The sequence below is a fragment of the Limnobacter sp. genome (genome assembly GCF_043511195.1).
Classification (GTDB): Bacteria; Pseudomonadota; Gammaproteobacteria; order Burkholderiales; family Burkholderiaceae_B; genus Limnobacter.
The window spans coordinates 454,398-469,538 of the sequence record NZ_CP121330.1; the positions used below are offsets into that span (position 1 = coordinate 454,398).

17 protein-coding genes are annotated in these 15,141 nt (G+C 53.8%); 4 read left to right on the forward strand and 13 right to left on the reverse strand.

The annotated features are described in order from the left end of the window. Window positions 1-8: 8 nt before the first annotated feature. The 10 genes from metW to P0D43_RS02245 all read right to left on the reverse strand — a co-directional run bounded on the left by metW (window position 9) and on the right by P0D43_RS02245 (window position 9,357). Window positions 9-650: a methionine biosynthesis protein MetW gene (gene metW, locus P0D43_RS02200; protein WP_394673112.1), complete on the reverse strand. Its 642-nt coding sequence runs from the start codon at window positions 648-650 to the stop codon at window positions 9-11. Then, window positions 647-1,783: a homoserine O-acetyltransferase gene (locus P0D43_RS02205; protein ID WP_394673113.1), complete on the reverse strand. Its 1,137-nt coding sequence runs from the start codon at window positions 1,781-1,783 to the stop codon at window positions 647-649. The genes metW and P0D43_RS02205 overlap by 4 nt, the downstream gene beginning before the upstream one ends. A gap of 119 nt (window positions 1,784-1,902) precedes the next feature. Then, window positions 1,903-3,654 carry a phosphoenolpyruvate--protein phosphotransferase gene (ptsP, locus tag P0D43_RS02210; RefSeq protein WP_159569144.1) on the reverse strand — a complete coding sequence of 584 codons (1,752 nt, stop codon included), beginning with the start codon at window positions 3,652-3,654 and terminating at the stop codon, window positions 1,903-1,905. A gap of 3 nt (window positions 3,655-3,657) precedes the next feature. After that, a complete protein-coding gene (locus P0D43_RS02215; RefSeq protein WP_159569145.1) occupies window positions 3,658-3,927 on the reverse strand; it encodes an HPr family phosphocarrier protein in 270 nt (89 codons plus the stop codon). Beyond that, entirely contained in the window at window positions 3,896-4,360 is a 465-nt protein-coding gene (locus P0D43_RS02220; RefSeq protein WP_341237680.1) for a hypothetical protein, read from the reverse strand. The genes P0D43_RS02215 and P0D43_RS02220 overlap by 32 nt, the downstream gene beginning before the upstream one ends. After that, the gene (gene gshB, locus P0D43_RS02225) at window positions 4,360-5,322 is read right to left on the reverse strand and encodes a glutathione synthase (RefSeq protein ID WP_341237681.1); all 963 of its coding nucleotides are present in this window, start codon (window positions 5,320-5,322) and stop codon (window positions 4,360-4,362) included. The genes P0D43_RS02220 and gshB overlap by 1 nt, the downstream gene beginning before the upstream one ends. Continuing rightward, window positions 5,319-6,608: a glutamate--cysteine ligase gene (gene gshA / locus P0D43_RS02230; RefSeq protein ID WP_341237682.1), complete on the reverse strand. Its 1,290-nt coding sequence runs from the start codon at window positions 6,606-6,608 to the stop codon at window positions 5,319-5,321. Before gshA ends, gshB begins: the two co-directional genes overlap by 4 nt. A gap of 162 nt (window positions 6,609-6,770) precedes the next feature. Continuing rightward, window positions 6,771-8,207, reverse strand: a complete 1,437-nt coding sequence (gene amt, locus P0D43_RS02235) for an ammonium transporter (protein WP_394673114.1) — start codon at window positions 8,205-8,207, stop codon at window positions 6,771-6,773. A 21-nt stretch (window positions 8,208-8,228) separates the two neighbouring features. After that, window positions 8,229-8,567: a P-II family nitrogen regulator gene (locus P0D43_RS02240; protein WP_159569150.1), complete on the reverse strand. Its 339-nt coding sequence runs from the start codon at window positions 8,565-8,567 to the stop codon at window positions 8,229-8,231. Between the two features lie 70 nt (window positions 8,568-8,637). Beyond that, window positions 8,638-9,357 (reverse strand): TorF family putative porin, encoded by a 720-nt coding sequence (locus P0D43_RS02245; RefSeq protein WP_159569151.1) that lies wholly within the window; start codon window positions 9,355-9,357, stop codon window positions 8,638-8,640. Window positions 9,358-9,568: 211 nt separating this feature from the next. On the opposite strand from P0D43_RS02245, the gene P0D43_RS02250 reads away from it, so the two are divergent. Beyond that, entirely contained in the window at window positions 9,569-9,799 is a 231-nt protein-coding gene (locus P0D43_RS02250) for an accessory factor UbiK family protein (RefSeq protein ID WP_394673115.1), read from the forward strand. 87 nt (window positions 9,800-9,886) lie between these two features. After that, window positions 9,887-11,452 carry a YifB family Mg chelatase-like AAA ATPase gene (locus P0D43_RS02255; RefSeq protein ID WP_394673116.1) on the forward strand — a complete coding sequence of 522 codons (1,566 nt, stop codon included), beginning with the start codon at window positions 9,887-9,889 and terminating at the stop codon, window positions 11,450-11,452. 7 nt (window positions 11,453-11,459) lie between these two features. On the opposite strand, the gene P0D43_RS02260 is transcribed toward P0D43_RS02255, so the two are convergent. After that, window positions 11,460-12,770 carry an MFS transporter gene (locus P0D43_RS02260; protein ID WP_341237685.1) on the reverse strand — a complete coding sequence of 437 codons (1,311 nt, stop codon included), beginning with the start codon at window positions 12,768-12,770 and terminating at the stop codon, window positions 11,460-11,462. Then, a complete protein-coding gene (locus P0D43_RS02265; RefSeq protein ID WP_341237686.1) occupies window positions 12,770-13,312 on the reverse strand; it encodes a hypothetical protein in 543 nt (180 codons plus the stop codon). Before P0D43_RS02265 ends, P0D43_RS02260 begins: the two co-directional genes overlap by 1 nt. Before the next feature lie 51 nt (window positions 13,313-13,363). Between P0D43_RS02265 and P0D43_RS02270 the strand changes: the two genes are divergently transcribed. Further along, a complete protein-coding gene (locus tag P0D43_RS02270) occupies window positions 13,364-13,735 on the forward strand; it encodes a DUF1840 domain-containing protein (protein ID WP_394673117.1) in 372 nt (123 codons plus the stop codon). Window positions 13,736-13,753: 18 nt separating this feature from the next. Here P0D43_RS02270 and P0D43_RS02275 read toward each other — a convergent pair whose 3' ends face one another. After that, window positions 13,754-14,275: a DUF962 domain-containing protein gene (locus P0D43_RS02275; RefSeq protein ID WP_394673118.1), complete on the reverse strand. Its 522-nt coding sequence runs from the start codon at window positions 14,273-14,275 to the stop codon at window positions 13,754-13,756. A 143-nt stretch (window positions 14,276-14,418) separates the two neighbouring features. Here P0D43_RS02275 and P0D43_RS02280 point away from each other — a divergent pair, with 143 nt between their 5' ends. Then, complete coding sequence (locus P0D43_RS02280) at window positions 14,419-15,129, forward strand: Crp/Fnr family transcriptional regulator (RefSeq protein ID WP_159569158.1); 711 nt, start codon at window positions 14,419-14,421, stop codon at window positions 15,127-15,129. Window positions 15,130-15,141 lie beyond the last annotated feature (12 nt).

Sequence of the window (15,141 nt, forward strand, 5' to 3'; positions counted from 1 at the left end):
GTGTTGGCCTAGGCCACAAACTGGGGTTTGAAGCGATAAACTGCCAAAGTGCTGCGCAAATTGCCCAGGAACTCAACGGCCTCGCCGTTCAAAAAAAGTTGTTTGCCCAGTACTTTATGTCCGATTTGAGCAACCAGCGCTTCGAAGTCTTTGGGGGTGCACAAATGGATATTGGGTGTGTTGTACCACTGGTAGGGCATTTGCTTGGACACAGGCATACGACCAAAAGCGATCGACCACACATGGTACCAATGGCCAAAGTTGGGGAAGCTGACAATGCCTTCCTTGCCCACCCGTGCGATCTCTTTCAGGATTCGCTCGGTGTTGTGCATGGCTTGCAGGGTTTGCGACAAAATGACCACGTCAAAGGCATGGTCCTCGAACATGGCCAAGCCTTTTTCAAGGTCTTGCTGAATCACATTGATGCCGTTGCCCACACTGCGCTGCACATTGATGTCATCAATTTCAACACCATAGCCAGTGGCTTTACGGGTTTTCATTAGGCGGGCCAGGAACGAACCATCACCACAACCCAAATCAAGCACGCGCGCGCCCATGGGCACCCAGCTTTCAATCAAGTCCAGGTCGGCCCTTGGCACCACAATGGGCAAGGGTTGTACATCTTGTCGAACAGCGTGCAGGGTTTTCATGCAAGCTCCTTGGCAATGCGCTCAAAGTAGCTACGCACCACGTTGTGGTAGCGCTCATCGGTCAGCAAAAAAGCATCGTGGCCATGCGGTGCGTCAATTTCGGCGTAGGTCACATCGCGCTGGTTGGCCATCAGGGCCTCCACAATTTCGCGGGTGCGTTCAGGGGCAAATCGCCAGTCGGTGGTGAAACTGACCAGCAAAAATTTGGCTTTGGCGGCGTCAAGCGCCTTGACCAGATCGCCGCCGGTGTGGCGTGCCGGGTCGAAATAATCGAGCGCCTTGGTAATTAACAAGTAAGTGTTGGCATCGAAGTAATCGGCAAATTTGTCACCTTGGTAGCGCAGGTAACTTTCTACTTGAAAATCGACTTCGAGCCCATAGTTGTAGTCGCCGTTGCGCAGGGTGCGGCCAAACTTTTCGGCCATGTCGTCACCACTCAAGTACGTGATGTGACCAATCATGCGGGCCAGGCGCAAACCCCGCTTGGGTACCACGCTGTGCTCGTAGTAGTTGCCACCATGAAAATCGGGGTCGGTGACAATGGCCTGGCGAGCCACTTCATTGAATGCAATGTTTTGCGCGCTCAGCTTGGGTGTAGACGCAACCACCATGCAATGGCCAACACGGTCAGGGTAACTCAGGCTCCACTGCAAGGCTTGCATGCCACCCAGGCTGCCGCCCATCACCGCTGCAAATTTCTGAATTCCGAAATAATCCGCCAGGCGCACCTGCGCATTCACCCAGTCTTGTACGGTCACAAACGGGAAATCAGCACCGTAAGGTTTTCCGGTTTGCGGATTCATGCTGCTGGGGCCAGTCGAACCAAAACACGAGCCCAGGTTGTTCACGCCGATCACAAAAAAGCGGTTGGTGTCCAGGGGCTTTCCGGGGCCCACCATGTTGTCCCACCAGCCTTCGCTTTTTTCCTGCCCTTCATAAAGGCCCGCCACGTGATGGGAAGCGTTAAGCGCATGGCACACCAACACAGCATTGCTTTTGTCGGCATTCAAGGTGCCATAGGTTTCCACCATCAGCGAATAGCTGGGCAAAGACTTTCCGCACTCCAGCAAAAGCGGTGCAGTGAATTCAATAAGTTCGGGCTTTACGAAGCCCACGGACTGGTTGGCAAACACAATTCGGCGTTTCTTAGGTTGGATTGTTGGTTTTCGCAAGCCTTTGAGTATAAATCGCAAACTGGCTTTGACGGTGCTTTGAGTGCGGGCTTGGGCGCCCAGTGGGCACCTGGTTTTCCTTAATCGTCGTGCAACTGGCGCATCAATGCATCAATTTTTTCAATATCGAAGCTGCGTGTTACCTTTTTCACCAGTTTTTGAGTGGCCTCAAAATCGGTTTTCAAGAGCAGTTCTTTCACATCCAGCAACTGCGAAAGATGCATTGAATATTGGGTCAAGCCCATGCCCAGCAACAAGCGGGTCAAGCGTATATCGCCTGCCATTTCGCCACAAACACTGACCGGGACCCCTGCTTTTTCTGCGCTCGAGATTACCTCGTACACCAGCCGAAGTACCGCCGGGTGAAGTGGGTCGTAGAGATGCGCCACCTGGTGATCAACCCGGTCCACAGCCAATGTGTACTGAATCAGGTCGTTGGTACCGATCGACACATAATCCAGATACTTCAGGAAATGTGGCAGGCTGAGTGCAGCCGCAGGCACTTCGATCATGCCACCAATGGGCACGGCCTGATTGGCCTGAAAACGCCGCTCGAGCAATTGCTCACGCGCCATGTCGATGTAGGCCAATGCCTGCTTGGTTTCCCGAATATTGGTGAGCATGGGCAACAAAATTTTTATCGGCCCGTGCTTGGCTGCCCGCAACAATGCGCGTATTTGAGTCAGAAAGATCGCGGGCTCGGAAAGGCTGAATCGAATAGACCGAAGACCCAGCGCAGAGGTACTGGATACGGGCGGCGCGCTACTGTTGGCACCATCAAACTGCAAGGTTTTGTCGGCGCCCAAGTCCAGCGTGCGAACCGTCACCGGTTTGCCTTTCATGGCCTTGATGACCTTGCGGTACGCTTCGTATTGCTCGTCCTCCGAAGGCCATTCTTTGCGATTCATGAACAGAAATTCGGAACGAAACAAGCCCACGCCGTCTGCGCCAGCGTCCACAACGCCTTTGATGTCTTCAGGCAACTCAATATTGGCCAGCAACTCGATGCGGCGCCCACATTGCGTACGCGCTTCTGTGGTGATCAGACGCTTTAAGCGTTGACGGGAAAGCGCCAGTATTGCCTGTTTGCGCTGGTATTCCTCCACCACCATGGTCGCGGGGTCCAGAAACACGGCCCCCACTTTGCCATCCACCACCACCAGGTCACCGTTGTGCACATACTCCAAAGCACGCGGCACCCCCACCACTGCGGGAATGCCCAAGCTGCGCGCGACAATGGCAGTGTGGGAGGTCGCACCACCCATTTCTGTCACGAATGCGCCCACCCGGCGACCCTTTAACTGCACCATGTCGGCCGGGGAAATATCGTGCGCAACAATCAGCCAAGGGTCTTCGTTTTCGCCTTCGGGTGGCAATGGCAGCGCGGTAGCATGGCCGCGCAAAGACTTTAATACCCGTTCAACCACTTGCCGAACATCGCTGTTGCGCTCACGGAAGTAGTCGTCTTCAATGGCAGAGAACTGCTCCAGCAGCACTTCCATTTGCTCGATCAATGCCCATTCCGCATTGATCAGTTTGCTTTGAATCAGGTTCTTGGGTTCTTCCGACAGAATCGGGTCGGCCAGAATAAGGCTGTGCAAATTCAGAAAAGCATCAAACTCAGCCGGGGAGTCCGCCGCAATTTGACTGCGGATTTCAACCAGTTCATCAGCCACTCGCTTAATGGCATTGTCGAACCTTTTCTTCTCGAAGCGAACCGACTTTTTCTCGATGCGATTGCGGGGTATATCCCGCATGGCCGTGTCCCACACCAGGGCGCGGCTGACTGCAATGCCTCGTGAAACTGCGATGCCATGCAAGGCCAGGGTCATGGTTTACTCGCCTTCGCCAAATTTGTCATCAATCAAAGCCACCAGTGCAGCAATGGCCTCGGTTTCGTCACTGCCTTCAGCTTCCAGCAACACGTTGTGCCCTTTGCCTGCGGCCAGCATCATGACACCCATGATGCTTTTCGCATTCACGCGGCGACCGGCTTTGCCGATCCACACTTCAGACTGAAAACGGCTGGCGGTTTGGGTCAGTTTGACTGACGCTCGTGCATGCAGGCCCAATTTATTGCTGATGGTCATTTCTTGCTGAATCATCGTTTTTCGCCGGGTTAAAGGTTTGACGTTGTGGCGCCGTGGCACCAGTGCTTACGATACCGTTTCGGCCACCCATGACCAATCGCTCAGCCACTTCGTTGATGGGCAAATCCCGAAAACCAAGGGCACGCAGTACCATCGGCAAGTTACACCCGGACACCAACACGGTCGGCAGGTTGAGCGACTCGATACCGGCACGCACTGCCGCATTGGAAGGCGTTGCACCAAACAGGTCGGTTAAAAACACCACACCGTCACCGGCATGCACTTGCCTGGCGGCAGCTTGAATGCGTTGCACGGACTGCTCGATGTCTTCATCGCCCGGTACGTCCACCACAGCCAGCCCATCGGGCAAAGAGCCCATGACGTGCCTCACGCACTGGGCAATTGCATCGCCCAAGGGGGCGTGAGTAACCAGCACGAGCCCCAGCATCAGTGGGTCTCCTTCAAGGCAGTTTCAACAGCTTGCACAAAGGTATCTGCCACCGGAAAACCGGTTTGATCCATGATCTCGCGAAAGCACGTTGGGCTGGTCACATTCACCTCGGTGAGGTTTTGACCAATAATGTCCAAACCCACCAGCAACAAACCACGCTTTTTAAGTTCAGGCCCCAGTGTTCGGGCAATGTGCCAGTCACTTTCGCTCAGGGGCTGGGCCCGGCCTGTACCGCCAGCAGCCAGGTTGCCACGGTGCTCTCCTTCTTTGGGCAAGCGCGCCAGACAATACGGCACTGGCTCGCCATTGATGAGCAACACACGTTTGTCGCCATCCACAATCTCAGGAATATAGCGCTGAATCATGGCGGTTTTTTTGCCGTAATCAGTCAGTGTTTCCAGAATAACGCCCACATTCTGGTCGCCTTTTTTAAGACGAAAAATGGAGGTGCCGCCCATGCCGTCCAAGGGTTTGGCGATGGCATCGGGGTGTTGCTCCAGAAAACTGCGAAGCTGAGCAGCGTTGCGCGACACCAGCGTGGGCACCACGAATTGCTCAAACTGGGCAATGGTGAATTTTTCATTGTGATCACGAATGGCGCGCGGGCTGTTAAACACACGTGCGCCCTCGCGCTCACCTTGCTCGAGCAGCCAGGTAGCCGTTACAAACTCGGCATCAAAAGGCGGGTCTTTGCGCATGATGATTGCATCGAGATCTTTCAAGGCCACTTCTTCGCGGCCCACTTCCGAGTACCAGGGTTTGTTGGCCCGATCAAGGCTTATCCACACCACCTGCGCCCGCACACCCGAACCACTGGCCCAATGCATGCCACCATCTTCGATCACACCCACCTTCCAGCCATGGGACTGTGCAGACTCCATCATGGCAATGGTTGAATCCTTTTTTGGATTCAGGCTGGTGAGCGGATCAATGACACACACAAAGCTTCGGCTGCTCATGCGGCCAACTCCACGCTGGCGGTGGCCTCCAGTTCTTGCGACGCAGCCAAGGCCGCCAGCCGGCCGATTACACCATAGGCATAAAAGCGGTTCATGGCCGCATCGGGGCGGTCACTGCAATCTGGGGTGTTACAGGGTGTTTCGAATGCCAGGGGCACAAAGTGCATGCCGGGCGCATTCAGGTTTTCGTCACGGCCACGGCCTGTGTGCACGCGGTAAAAACCACCCACCACATAACGGTCGATCATGTACACCACGGGTTCGGCGACCGCATCTTCGATATTCTCAAATGTGTGTACGCCTTCCTGAATGATCACATCAGACACTTGCATGCCTTCTTTGATCACCGACATTTTGTTGCGCTGCTTGCGATTCAGACCCACCACTTCAGAGGCATCTTTCACGGTCATGATTCCCATGCCGTAAGTACCCGCATCGGCTTTCACCACCACATAGGGCTGCTCATCAATGCCGTATTCCGCATATTTCAAGCGCGTTTTGGCCAATACTTCATCCACGGCTTGCGCCAAGGCTTCCTCGCCCACACGTTCCTGAAAATTAAGCTGGTTGCGGTGGGTGAAATAGGGGTTGATCAACCAAGGGTCAATTTCAAGCATTTCAGAGAATGCTTCCACCACAGAATCGTAGGCCTTGAAGTGGGCACTTTTGCGGCGGGTTGCCCAGCCGGCATGAAGAGGGGGCAACAAGATTTGATCTTTGATGCCTTGAAGAATATGCGGCACGCCCGCAGACAGGTCGTTGTTCAACAGCACTGCGCAAGGCTCCAGGCCTTCTACGCCAACCCGGTTGCCATTGCGCTTCAAAGGCTCCAGCACAATGTGCTGGCCATCGGGCAAATCAAAGCGCGTGGGCTCGGTGATTTCAGGCGACACAGAGCCCAACCGGATGTCCAGACCCGTTTGTTTCAGAATGGCGGCCAGGCGAGCCACATTCGTGAGATAGAAGGTGTTGCGGGTGTGGTTTTCAGGAACCAACACCATGCTGCGTGCTTCCGGGCAAATTTTTTCGATGGCACTCATGGCCGCCTGGATAGCCAATGGCATCATGTCAGGCGACAAATTATTGAACCCACCAGGAAACAGGTTGGTGTCGACCGGCGCCAGCTTGAAGCCCGCATTGCGAACGTCCACTGAACTGTAGAAAGGCGGAGTGTTCTCGTTCCAGGCCATCCGGAACCACCGTTCGATTTCGGTGGTTTTGTCGAGCATGCGTTTTTCAAGATCCAGAAGCGGACCGGTTAAAGCTGTTACTAAATGTGGAACCATCAACATTTCCTGGGTAAGACACTTCGCCAAGTGTAATCCAAAACGCTGCACTGCCACATTGGGGAAGGGAAATCGGGGGCGAAGCAAAAAAGGCACCCGAAGGTGCCTTTGAATCAGCCCTTTACCCCGGGCTGAAGGAATCCACCGAAGTGGAGAGTGTGCTTACTTGCTGTAGGCTGTCTCACCGTGTGAAGTGATGTCCAGACCTTCGCGCTCTGCATCTTCAGTTACACGCAGACCCACGATCAGATCAACCAACTTGAAGGTAACTGCAGCCACGATGCCAGACCAGACGATGGTGATGATCACGCCCTTGGCTTGTACAGCCAACTGGGAAGCGATCACGAAGTCGTCACCCATGGTGCCGCCCAAGCTAGGTGCAGACAACACACCCACCATCAAGGCACCCAGGATACCGCCCACGCCGTGCACGCCGAATACGTCAAGCGCATCGTCAGCACCCATCATTTTCTTCAGACCAGTTACGCCCCACAGGCAGATTGGGCCGGCCATCAAGCCAAGGATAAGCGCGCCCATTGGGCCGATCGTGCCGCAAGCCGGTGTAATTGCAACCAAACCACCAACTGCACCAGACGCAGCGCCCAGCATGGAGGCCTTGCCTTTCAGCAACGCTTCAGCGCCGGCCCAGCTCAATGTTGCAGCCGCAGTGGCCAGCAATGTATTGATGAAGGCCAATGTGGTACCGCCGTTGGCTTCCAGGTTTGAACCGGCGTTGAAGCCGAACCAACCTACCCACAGCATGGAGGCACCGACCATGGTCAATGTCAGGCTGTGTGGAGTCATTGCTTCTTTGCCGTAACCAACACGCTTGCCGATCATGTAGGCGCCCACCAAACCTGCCACAGCAGCGTTGATGTGAACCACAGTACCGCCGGCGAAGTCGATTGCGCCGTCTGCGAAGATGAAGCCAGCAGCGTCCCACACCATGTGTGCAATCGGGATGTAGCTGAATGTGAACCAGATTGCGCAGAACAACAGCACCGCAGAGAACTTGATGCGCTCAGCGAATGCGCCCACGATCAGGGCACAGGTAATGGCCGCGAATGTGGACTGGAATGCGATGAAGATGAACTCAGGAATCATCACACCTTCAGTGAACGTGGCCGACAAGGAATCGGGCGTTACACCGCTCAGGAAGAGCTTGCTGAAGTTGCCTACAAAAGGATTGTCGCCACCGCCAAAAGTCAGGCTGTAGCCATAAATAGACCACAACACCACGATCAGACAGAACACAGACATAACCTGCATCAGTACAGACAACATGTTCTTTGCGCGAACCAAGCCGCCGTAGAACAAGGCCAAACCTGGAATTGTCATGAAAATCACCAAAATGGTGGCAATCATCATCCAGGTGATATCACCCTTGTCTACTGTTTGCTCAACAACAGGTGCGGCTTCTTCGGCTGGTGCAACTTCAGCAGCAAGTGCTGCCGCGGGAGCTACATCCATTGGAGCAGCCATTGTTTCAGTGGCTTCGGTGGCAGGTGCCGCCGGGGTTTCTTGCGCAAACACACCGGGACTAGCAACACTGAAGCTCAGTGCCGCGGCCGCCAGCCAGACAGTCAGAAGTTTTTTCATGATTTCCTCACTTCTCTCTGGTTAAAGGGCGTCTTTACCGGTTTCGCCTGTGCGAATACGGGTAACACTCAACAAATCAAACACGAAAATTTTGCCGTCACCGATCTTGCCGGTTTTGGCTGCGCCTTCAATGGCTTCGCAAGCCTGATCAACCAGGCTGTCATCCACTGCGGCTTCAATTTTCACTTTGGGCAAAAAGTCGACAACATACTCGGCACCGCGATACAACTCGGTGTGACCTTTCTGGCGACCAAAACCTTTCACTTCGGTAACCGTAATGCCTTGTACGCCGATGGCAGACAGCGCTTCACGGACTTCATCGAGTTTGAAAGGCTTAATGACTGCTGAAATTAGCTTCATTACGCACTCCTGAATTAAGTTTGAAGAGGGTGGAAACAGCGCCCTCTTCAGAGCGCTGTCTGGATACGATTTAGAACGTTTTACCAACAGAGAAAACAAGCACGCCATCGGTGTTGTTCTTGCCTTTTGGCTTGATGTCTGTATCAACGTAGGTCAAGCCCAAGTCAAAGCCAGAGTAGGCATAGGTCAAACCAATGCTGTAGTCATCGTAATCGGCATCGCCGTTGCCAGGACCTTCAACACTTGTTGTACCGTAGTGAAGTGCCAAGCCGAGGTCGTCGGTAATTGAATAGTCGTAGTTCAGGTACGCGTATGTCGAGCCGTCCGCATCAGTAAAACCGAAATAATCTTTGGACAAGGAATAGGCACCACCCAAAGTGAAACCGTACGCGCCAACGCTACCGTATAGCTCAAGGGTATCTAAGTTGTCTGTTTTTTCAGCGCCAGTGTAGAGATACTGAAGCAGACCAACATCATAGGAAATCCCGGACGCTTCGCCAGCGTAACCAAGGTAAACATCTGTCTCCAAGCCGCCGGCATCCAGGCCGAAGAACGGCTGAAAGTCGATACTTGAATTCCAGACACCCGCGTAAAGGCCGCTTGAGTGGCCGTAATCAAAACCACCTTGCAAAGCCAGCTCACCGTCCGTCTGGGAAACACCACGGAAGCGGTAGTCAGTGACCATACTCACGTTTGCAGACATTGTGTGCTCAGACTCTTGAGCAGAGACAGTTGAAACAGCCCCGAAGGTTGACGCAGCGATTGCAGCGACCATTACTAATTTTTTCATCTCACTCTCCTAAAAATAGATGAATGCCGTAAAGTTTTTTTGGCAAGGGTCTATTAGCGAGAAGCGTGCCAGCCGTGAACTCGTCAGTAATTTCGCGATAAATCCCCCTTTTTCGGGCACAATAGCGATGCAATTTTTTGAATTTTTCACTGCGGCACCAATTTGGTGCACTCCTTTGGTGCGATGCACGACTACTCTTTTGGGGGAAACATTGGCGAACAAACCTTTCGACACCATTGCGGCCAAAGTTGGTGATTTGCTGAATGCAAAAGGCCTTCAAAACATGGAAAACCCAGTCACACAGCTGATTCGCCAGGGTTTGCAGGACATGGAATTTGTCAGCCTGGAGGATTTTGAAATCCAAAAGGAAGTGCTGAACCGGCTACGCGAAAAGGTGCATGCACTGGAAATGCGCGTGGCGGAACTCGAAAAGCGGACCTGACCCCACTGGGTGACCTCAATATGAGCACCCATTTGCCAAACGAAGCGGTGTGGGGATAATCGTCGGGGTTTGACTGCGCCCCCAACCATGCCTTTAGCCACCCTTCACAGCCTTACCTTTGTGGGCGTGCGCCCTGTTGCAGTACAAATTGAAGTCCATTTGTCGGCGGGCTTGCCTTCATTTGCACTGGTTGGTCTGCCCGACACGGAAATTCGCGAGTCCAAAGAACGGGTTCGGTCTGCACTGCTCAACAGCGGCTTCGAATTTCCCTCCCAACGCATTACCGTCAACCTGGCGCCTGCCGACCTTCCCAAAGGCAGTGCCGCATTCGACTTGGCTGTGGCGTTGGGTATTGCCAGCGCATCGGGGCAACTGGCCAAGGCCGATCTTTCCGACTGGCTGTTCGCCGGAGAGTTGTCGCTATCAGGCGCACTCACCGGCATGCGCAGCCCGTTTGCACTGGCGGTGGCAGCGCGAAAAGAAGCGCAATTGCGCCAACGCCCCTTGAAATTAATGATGCCCAAAGCACAGGCTAGTCTTGCTGCAACAGTGCCTGACATTGCAGTGTTTGGTGCAAGCACTTTGTTTGAGGCAGCTGCGCATCTGGTTGGGCATGGCAATCCGCTTGAGCAACAACACGGCAGTGTACAAAGCAGTCAAAGTCAGCCGTATCTTCCTGACATGGACGAGGTCATTGGGCATCAAACGGCAAAAAATGCGCTACTGACCGCCACCGCGGGTCAGCACCACATTCGCTTGGTGGGGCCTCCCGGAAGTGGAAAATCCATGCTGGCACAGCGTGTTGGTGGGCTGATGCCGCCCTTGCCTTTCGAGGACTCGCTTGAAATTTCCGCCATTCGAAGCTTGAAAGGCGAAAGCGATTTACTCAGCCCGCAGCGCCCTTTCCGCAACCCGCACCCCAGCAGCTCAATGGCAGCCCTGATTGGCGGGGGAAACCCGCCCTCTCCGGGAGAAATTACCCTGGCGCACCAGGGCATTTTATTCACAGATGAAGTGCTGGAATTTGATCGCCGTTGCCTGGAGTCGTTGCGTGAGCCCCTGGAAACAGGGCGGGTCAATATTTCCAGATCGGGCCACCAAGCCAGTTTCCCGGCCAGGTTTCTGTGGGTGTGTGCACACAACCCCTGCCCATGCGGCTGGTTGGGTCACCCGGCCAGAGAATGCCGCTGCACCCCAGACCAGGTTCGGAAATATCAAAACAAGCTTTCTGGCCCCTTGGCCGATCGGCTTGATATTTCAGTGGAGGTGCAGGCCATTGACCACGGTACACTGCTGCACGCAGAAGTAGAGCACAACGAACAGGCTGGCAGTGCACGGCTGCGTGCCCAGGTTGAAAAGGCCCGTGCCATTCAACTTCAACGCCAAGGTTGCTTGAATGGTGAAATGAGTGCCGGGCAAATCAGCAAGCATTGCAAACCGGCCAACAGCGCAGAAAAACTATTGCTGGCCTATGCCCAGAAAAACCACCTTTCTGCACGGGCGTTGCACCGAATTTGCCGAGTGGCCAGAACGCTTGCGGACCTGGACGAGGTCAGTCAAATCGATAAAAAACACATTGCCACAGCCATTCAGTACCGCAGGGCGCTAGCTGGCGAGTCAAGCAGCCAGTCGCCAGTGACCCATACACCGTAAGCCATGCTCAACCCCCGCGTTGTTGCTCTGCTCCGAATGGGATCAGATGACTGACCTTGCGGCCGGGTCGCGCATACCAAACCCAGCTGCACAACTGCATGACCCACAAAATGGCCAGGGAAATCCGCATGGCATCGGTGCTGCTGAGCCCCAATGCCGCAAATGAATCAATACCAATACCAATGCCCCATTGAATGCTGAAAGCACCAATGAAGATCAACAAATTCAACGCTGTGCTGGAGCGACCGGTGAGTTTTTTTGGAAATGGCTTGTTACAAGTTGCGTAGGTCATGATGCCTGACGAAATCAGGAATGCATGAATCAGCCAACCCCACAGGCCCGATTGTGCCCCCTGCACAATTTGAACCGCAAAGATCACCAGCGACAACCCCATGCCAATCAGCATGATCTGGTCTTCATCACCCCCTGCCTTCGACACCCGACGCGTTAAAAAACCAAGCGCCAAATACCCAAGCATGAGCACCGCGGAAATCCAGAACATGTTTTGTGCAGCCTGCGCATTGCTCACCCCGATCACGTTGGTAAACCAAGGGCCAACCCACAAACCATGAAACGCCATGAATCCGCCTTGCGTAATCATGGCCAGGGGTGCCACACGCCAAAAGTGCGGGTGTGCATAAATGGCTTTGTAGCCTTGGGCCATGTCAGCAACGGACTGGGTTTTTTGCGGTTTGAACAGCGAAGGCAATGCAAACCACAAGGCCAAACCTGCCAATACACACAGCACTGCTGCCACACCAAACACACCGCGCCAACCCAAAGCGGGCAAAGCCGCCTCGACGGGCGTTGTGACGGTAAGCGCACCCAATGAACCAGCCACCAGCATCCATGAAGACAGACTGGCCTGCATGTGCGGTCGAAAGTACAGCGAGTAGGCTTTCACCGCCGCCATCAAGCAGGCTGACACACCCACGCCAATCAATGCACGGCCCAACCACAGTACCAAGTAGGAGTCTGCCACTGCAAAAAGCAAGGCACCCAAGGCAGCAAAACCAATGAGTACCGCTTCTACGCGCCGGGGACCATAGCGGTCAAGCATCACGCCTACGGGCAACTGCATGATGGCAAACGAGAGGAAATAGGCCGAGGCCAAAAAACCCAACTGCCCCGCAGTCAATCCCAGTTCCTGAACCAAAGGTTGGGCGATCACCGCATTGATGGCCCGAAACGCATAGGACATGACGTAGGCCACAGCGAATATGATGAACACGCGCATGGCCAGGCCACCGCTGACATACATATGCTCAACGCCATCGGGGCCTATTTCATGTGACACGTCTTGAGGGTTGTACCGCATTACTGCCCCAACAGCGAAAATCCGCCAAACCATGAGGTGACCGAATCAGGATTGGCAGCCTCGCCGGGACCCATCATCATTACCTGGTACAGAATTCCCTGGTGCTCAAAAAAACGGGCTTGCGCAAAAGCAGTTTCACCGTTTGGCAAAGTGCCTTTGATTGACATTTCATGCACAGTTTTACCCAGCCATTGAATCGGTTTCAGATCCGGTTGACCTGCGGAAATATTGTTGGCCACCGCTTGTGCCAACGCATCGCGCAACACACCGCCTTGCGCTGCCAACTCACCCTGCAAAGGCACGGTGCCAACCGCAAAGTACAAACCTTCAACCTGCGCAGCATGCAAAGTCAACGGCACCTTCAGGCCAATCAGGTCCATGGTTCGTGTGACTTGTGCAGGCTTGTCAGGAAAGGTGGCCATGTAGCCTATGTCGGGATTGGGCACCACGCGCCAGTTGAACTGGGGCGAGCAAGCGACCAGGGCGCATAATGCAAACAAGGTGACAAAAATTGCGCGGCTTTGAGCAAAGGCTTTATTCATGAGACGCTTTAAGGCGAAAATTAGGCAGGTGCTCCATTGTAGGGGCACTTCATGCAGATCAATAGCAGTGATAACCAGAGTGTGAACAGAATGGGTATTGTGAAATTTAAATCCAAAGCAGCCGGCGACATTGTGATGTTCAAGTCCAACGCAGAGCAGCTATTTCGAATTATGGGAATTGAGGCCAGCGAATGCGGCGTGATCGAGCCCCAGGACCTTGCACATGCGCATGCACAACTGGTTGCTGCTGTGAACATGGAGCGCATGGCCAAAGCCGAGAACCCGGTCAATGAAGACGAACTGACGGTGGAAGAGAAGATTGCCCTTAAAGACCATGTGGCTCTTGAGCAGCTGGCCTTCCCATTGCTGAAAATGCTGGAAGAGGCGCAAAAGAAGAATGTGGATGTGCACTGGGGATTCTAAATAATCCCCCTGATTTCTTCAGGCGTTCGCCGTGTCGCGGCGACGAACAGGCCCTGCGATTGCTTCAACCTGCAACTGGGTTTTCTTGCCCAGGCCGATTAAAAAGCCCAGTTCGGCGACGACAAACAAAGGGCCAATTGCCAAACCAATCACATCGTCCACAAACGCGGGTTTGCGCCCTTCGTAGTAGTGACCAACAAACTGGATAATCCAGCCCACCACAAAACTTCCCACGCCGGCACCCAACCAAGCCACTGTGCTTAACGTTGCGAAATGCCCGGCAGTCAACAACAAAGCGCCGTGAATAAAAAACATGGCCAGGCCGTAACTCAAGCTGAGCTTGAAATAAAACAGGCTGGACAGCAGAAACATCACCAAAGCTGGCGTTACCGCAATACCGGCAACATCGATCGACGCACGCGACAAGAGAATAAGCACCGACAACACAATAAGGGGCACGCCAATAAAGTGCGTGGCAATGTTGCGAGGGTCACGGTGATAGGTGGCATACGTGGCCAGTTGGTCAACCAGGGTTCTCATGGCTTGTTCTCCTCGAAGCGGCAATTGCACTAAATATTTGATTTTGAGGGTATATGGTTACAAATCACACTCCAAAGGTCTGTCAATTGCCTGACATTTGATGCTAATTTAGTGGCAAAGGTGGAGACATTTACAAAACAACAATGCAAACACTCAATATTCAACACATTTTGAACCGCGGAAAGTGGTTTGCCAACCTGCCAAGTAACCTTCAACAGGCTTTGCTAAAACACGGTGCGCTGCGCCAGTTTCAAAACGGGCAACGCTTGTTCTCGAGGGGTGACTGTGCCGACGGGCTGTACGCAGTGCTCAGTGGTTCGGTTCAAATTGTAGGGGCCAGCAAACACGGCGCGGAAGACAAACACGTGATCTTGACTTTGATCGACCCGCCCGACTGGTTTGGGGAAATTTGCCTGTTTGACCGGCAACCCAGAACCCACGACGCCATGGCCGATGGACCGGCCACCGTGTTCCACGTTCGGCAAACATTGCTCGACCAACTCATTGCAGAGAACCCCAATTACTGGCGTGATTTTGGCCTGTTGCTGACTCAGAAAGTGCGTCTTATTTTTGGCGCGATTGAGGATGCGGCCCTGCTGCCCACCCACACACGACTGGCCCGCAGATTACTGCAAATGGCAGAGGGTTACGGTATACGCGCTGACAGCAACACAGTTAGCGCCCGAACTTTGCATGTGTCGCAGGAAAAACTGTCGGCCATGCTGTCAGTTTCCCGGCAGACCGTGAACCAAATGCTGAAAGAACTCGAAAATGACGGCTTGCTGCAACTGGGACGGGGCAATATTGAAATTTTGAACCTTGACGGTTTGAAACTAAAAGGCCAGGTGATATAGCTGCATCCAAAA

Excerpts from the sequence above, each read along its gene's own strand:
- metW (WP_394673112.1), bottom strand. The coding sequence starts at position 650 with ATGAAAACCCTGCACGCTGTTCGACAAGATGTACAACCCTTGCCCATT.
- P0D43_RS02260 (WP_341237685.1), bottom strand. The coding sequence starts at position 12,770 with ATGCGGTACAACCCTCAAGACGTGTCACATGAAATAGGCCCCGATGGC.
- P0D43_RS02215 (WP_159569145.1), bottom strand. The coding sequence starts at position 3,927 with ATGATTCAGCAAGAAATGACCATCAGCAATAAATTGGGCCTGCATGCA.
- P0D43_RS02265 (WP_341237686.1), bottom strand. The coding sequence starts at position 13,312 with ATGAATAAAGCCTTTGCTCAAAGCCGCGCAATTTTTGTCACCTTGTTT.
- P0D43_RS02255 (WP_394673116.1), top strand. The coding sequence starts at position 9,887 with ATGCCTTTAGCCACCCTTCACAGCCTTACCTTTGTGGGCGTGCGCCCT.
- P0D43_RS02270 (WP_394673117.1), top strand. The coding sequence starts at position 13,364 with ATGCAGATCAATAGCAGTGATAACCAGAGTGTGAACAGAATGGGTATT.
- ptsP (WP_159569144.1), bottom strand. The coding sequence starts at position 3,654 with ATGACCCTGGCCTTGCATGGCATCGCAGTTTCACGAGGCATTGCAGTC.
- P0D43_RS02220 (WP_341237680.1), bottom strand. The coding sequence starts at position 4,360 with ATGCTGGGGCTCGTGCTGGTTACTCACGCCCCCTTGGGCGATGCAATT.
- P0D43_RS02275 (WP_394673118.1), bottom strand. The coding sequence starts at position 14,275 with ATGAGAACCCTGGTTGACCAACTGGCCACGTATGCCACCTATCACCGT.
- gshB (WP_341237681.1), bottom strand. The coding sequence starts at position 5,322 with ATGAGCAGCCGAAGCTTTGTGTGTGTCATTGATCCGCTCACCAGCCTG.
- gshA (WP_341237682.1), bottom strand. The coding sequence starts at position 6,608 with ATGGTTCCACATTTAGTAACAGCTTTAACCGGTCCGCTTCTGGATCTT.
- amt (WP_394673114.1), bottom strand. The coding sequence starts at position 8,207 with ATGAAAAAACTTCTGACTGTCTGGCTGGCGGCCGCGGCACTGAGCTTC.
- P0D43_RS02240 (WP_159569150.1), bottom strand. The coding sequence starts at position 8,567 with ATGAAGCTAATTTCAGCAGTCATTAAGCCTTTCAAACTCGATGAAGTC.
- P0D43_RS02245 (WP_159569151.1), bottom strand. The coding sequence starts at position 9,357 with ATGAAAAAATTAGTAATGGTCGCTGCAATCGCTGCGTCAACCTTCGGG.
- P0D43_RS02280 (WP_159569158.1), top strand. The coding sequence starts at position 14,419 with ATGCAAACACTCAATATTCAACACATTTTGAACCGCGGAAAGTGGTTT.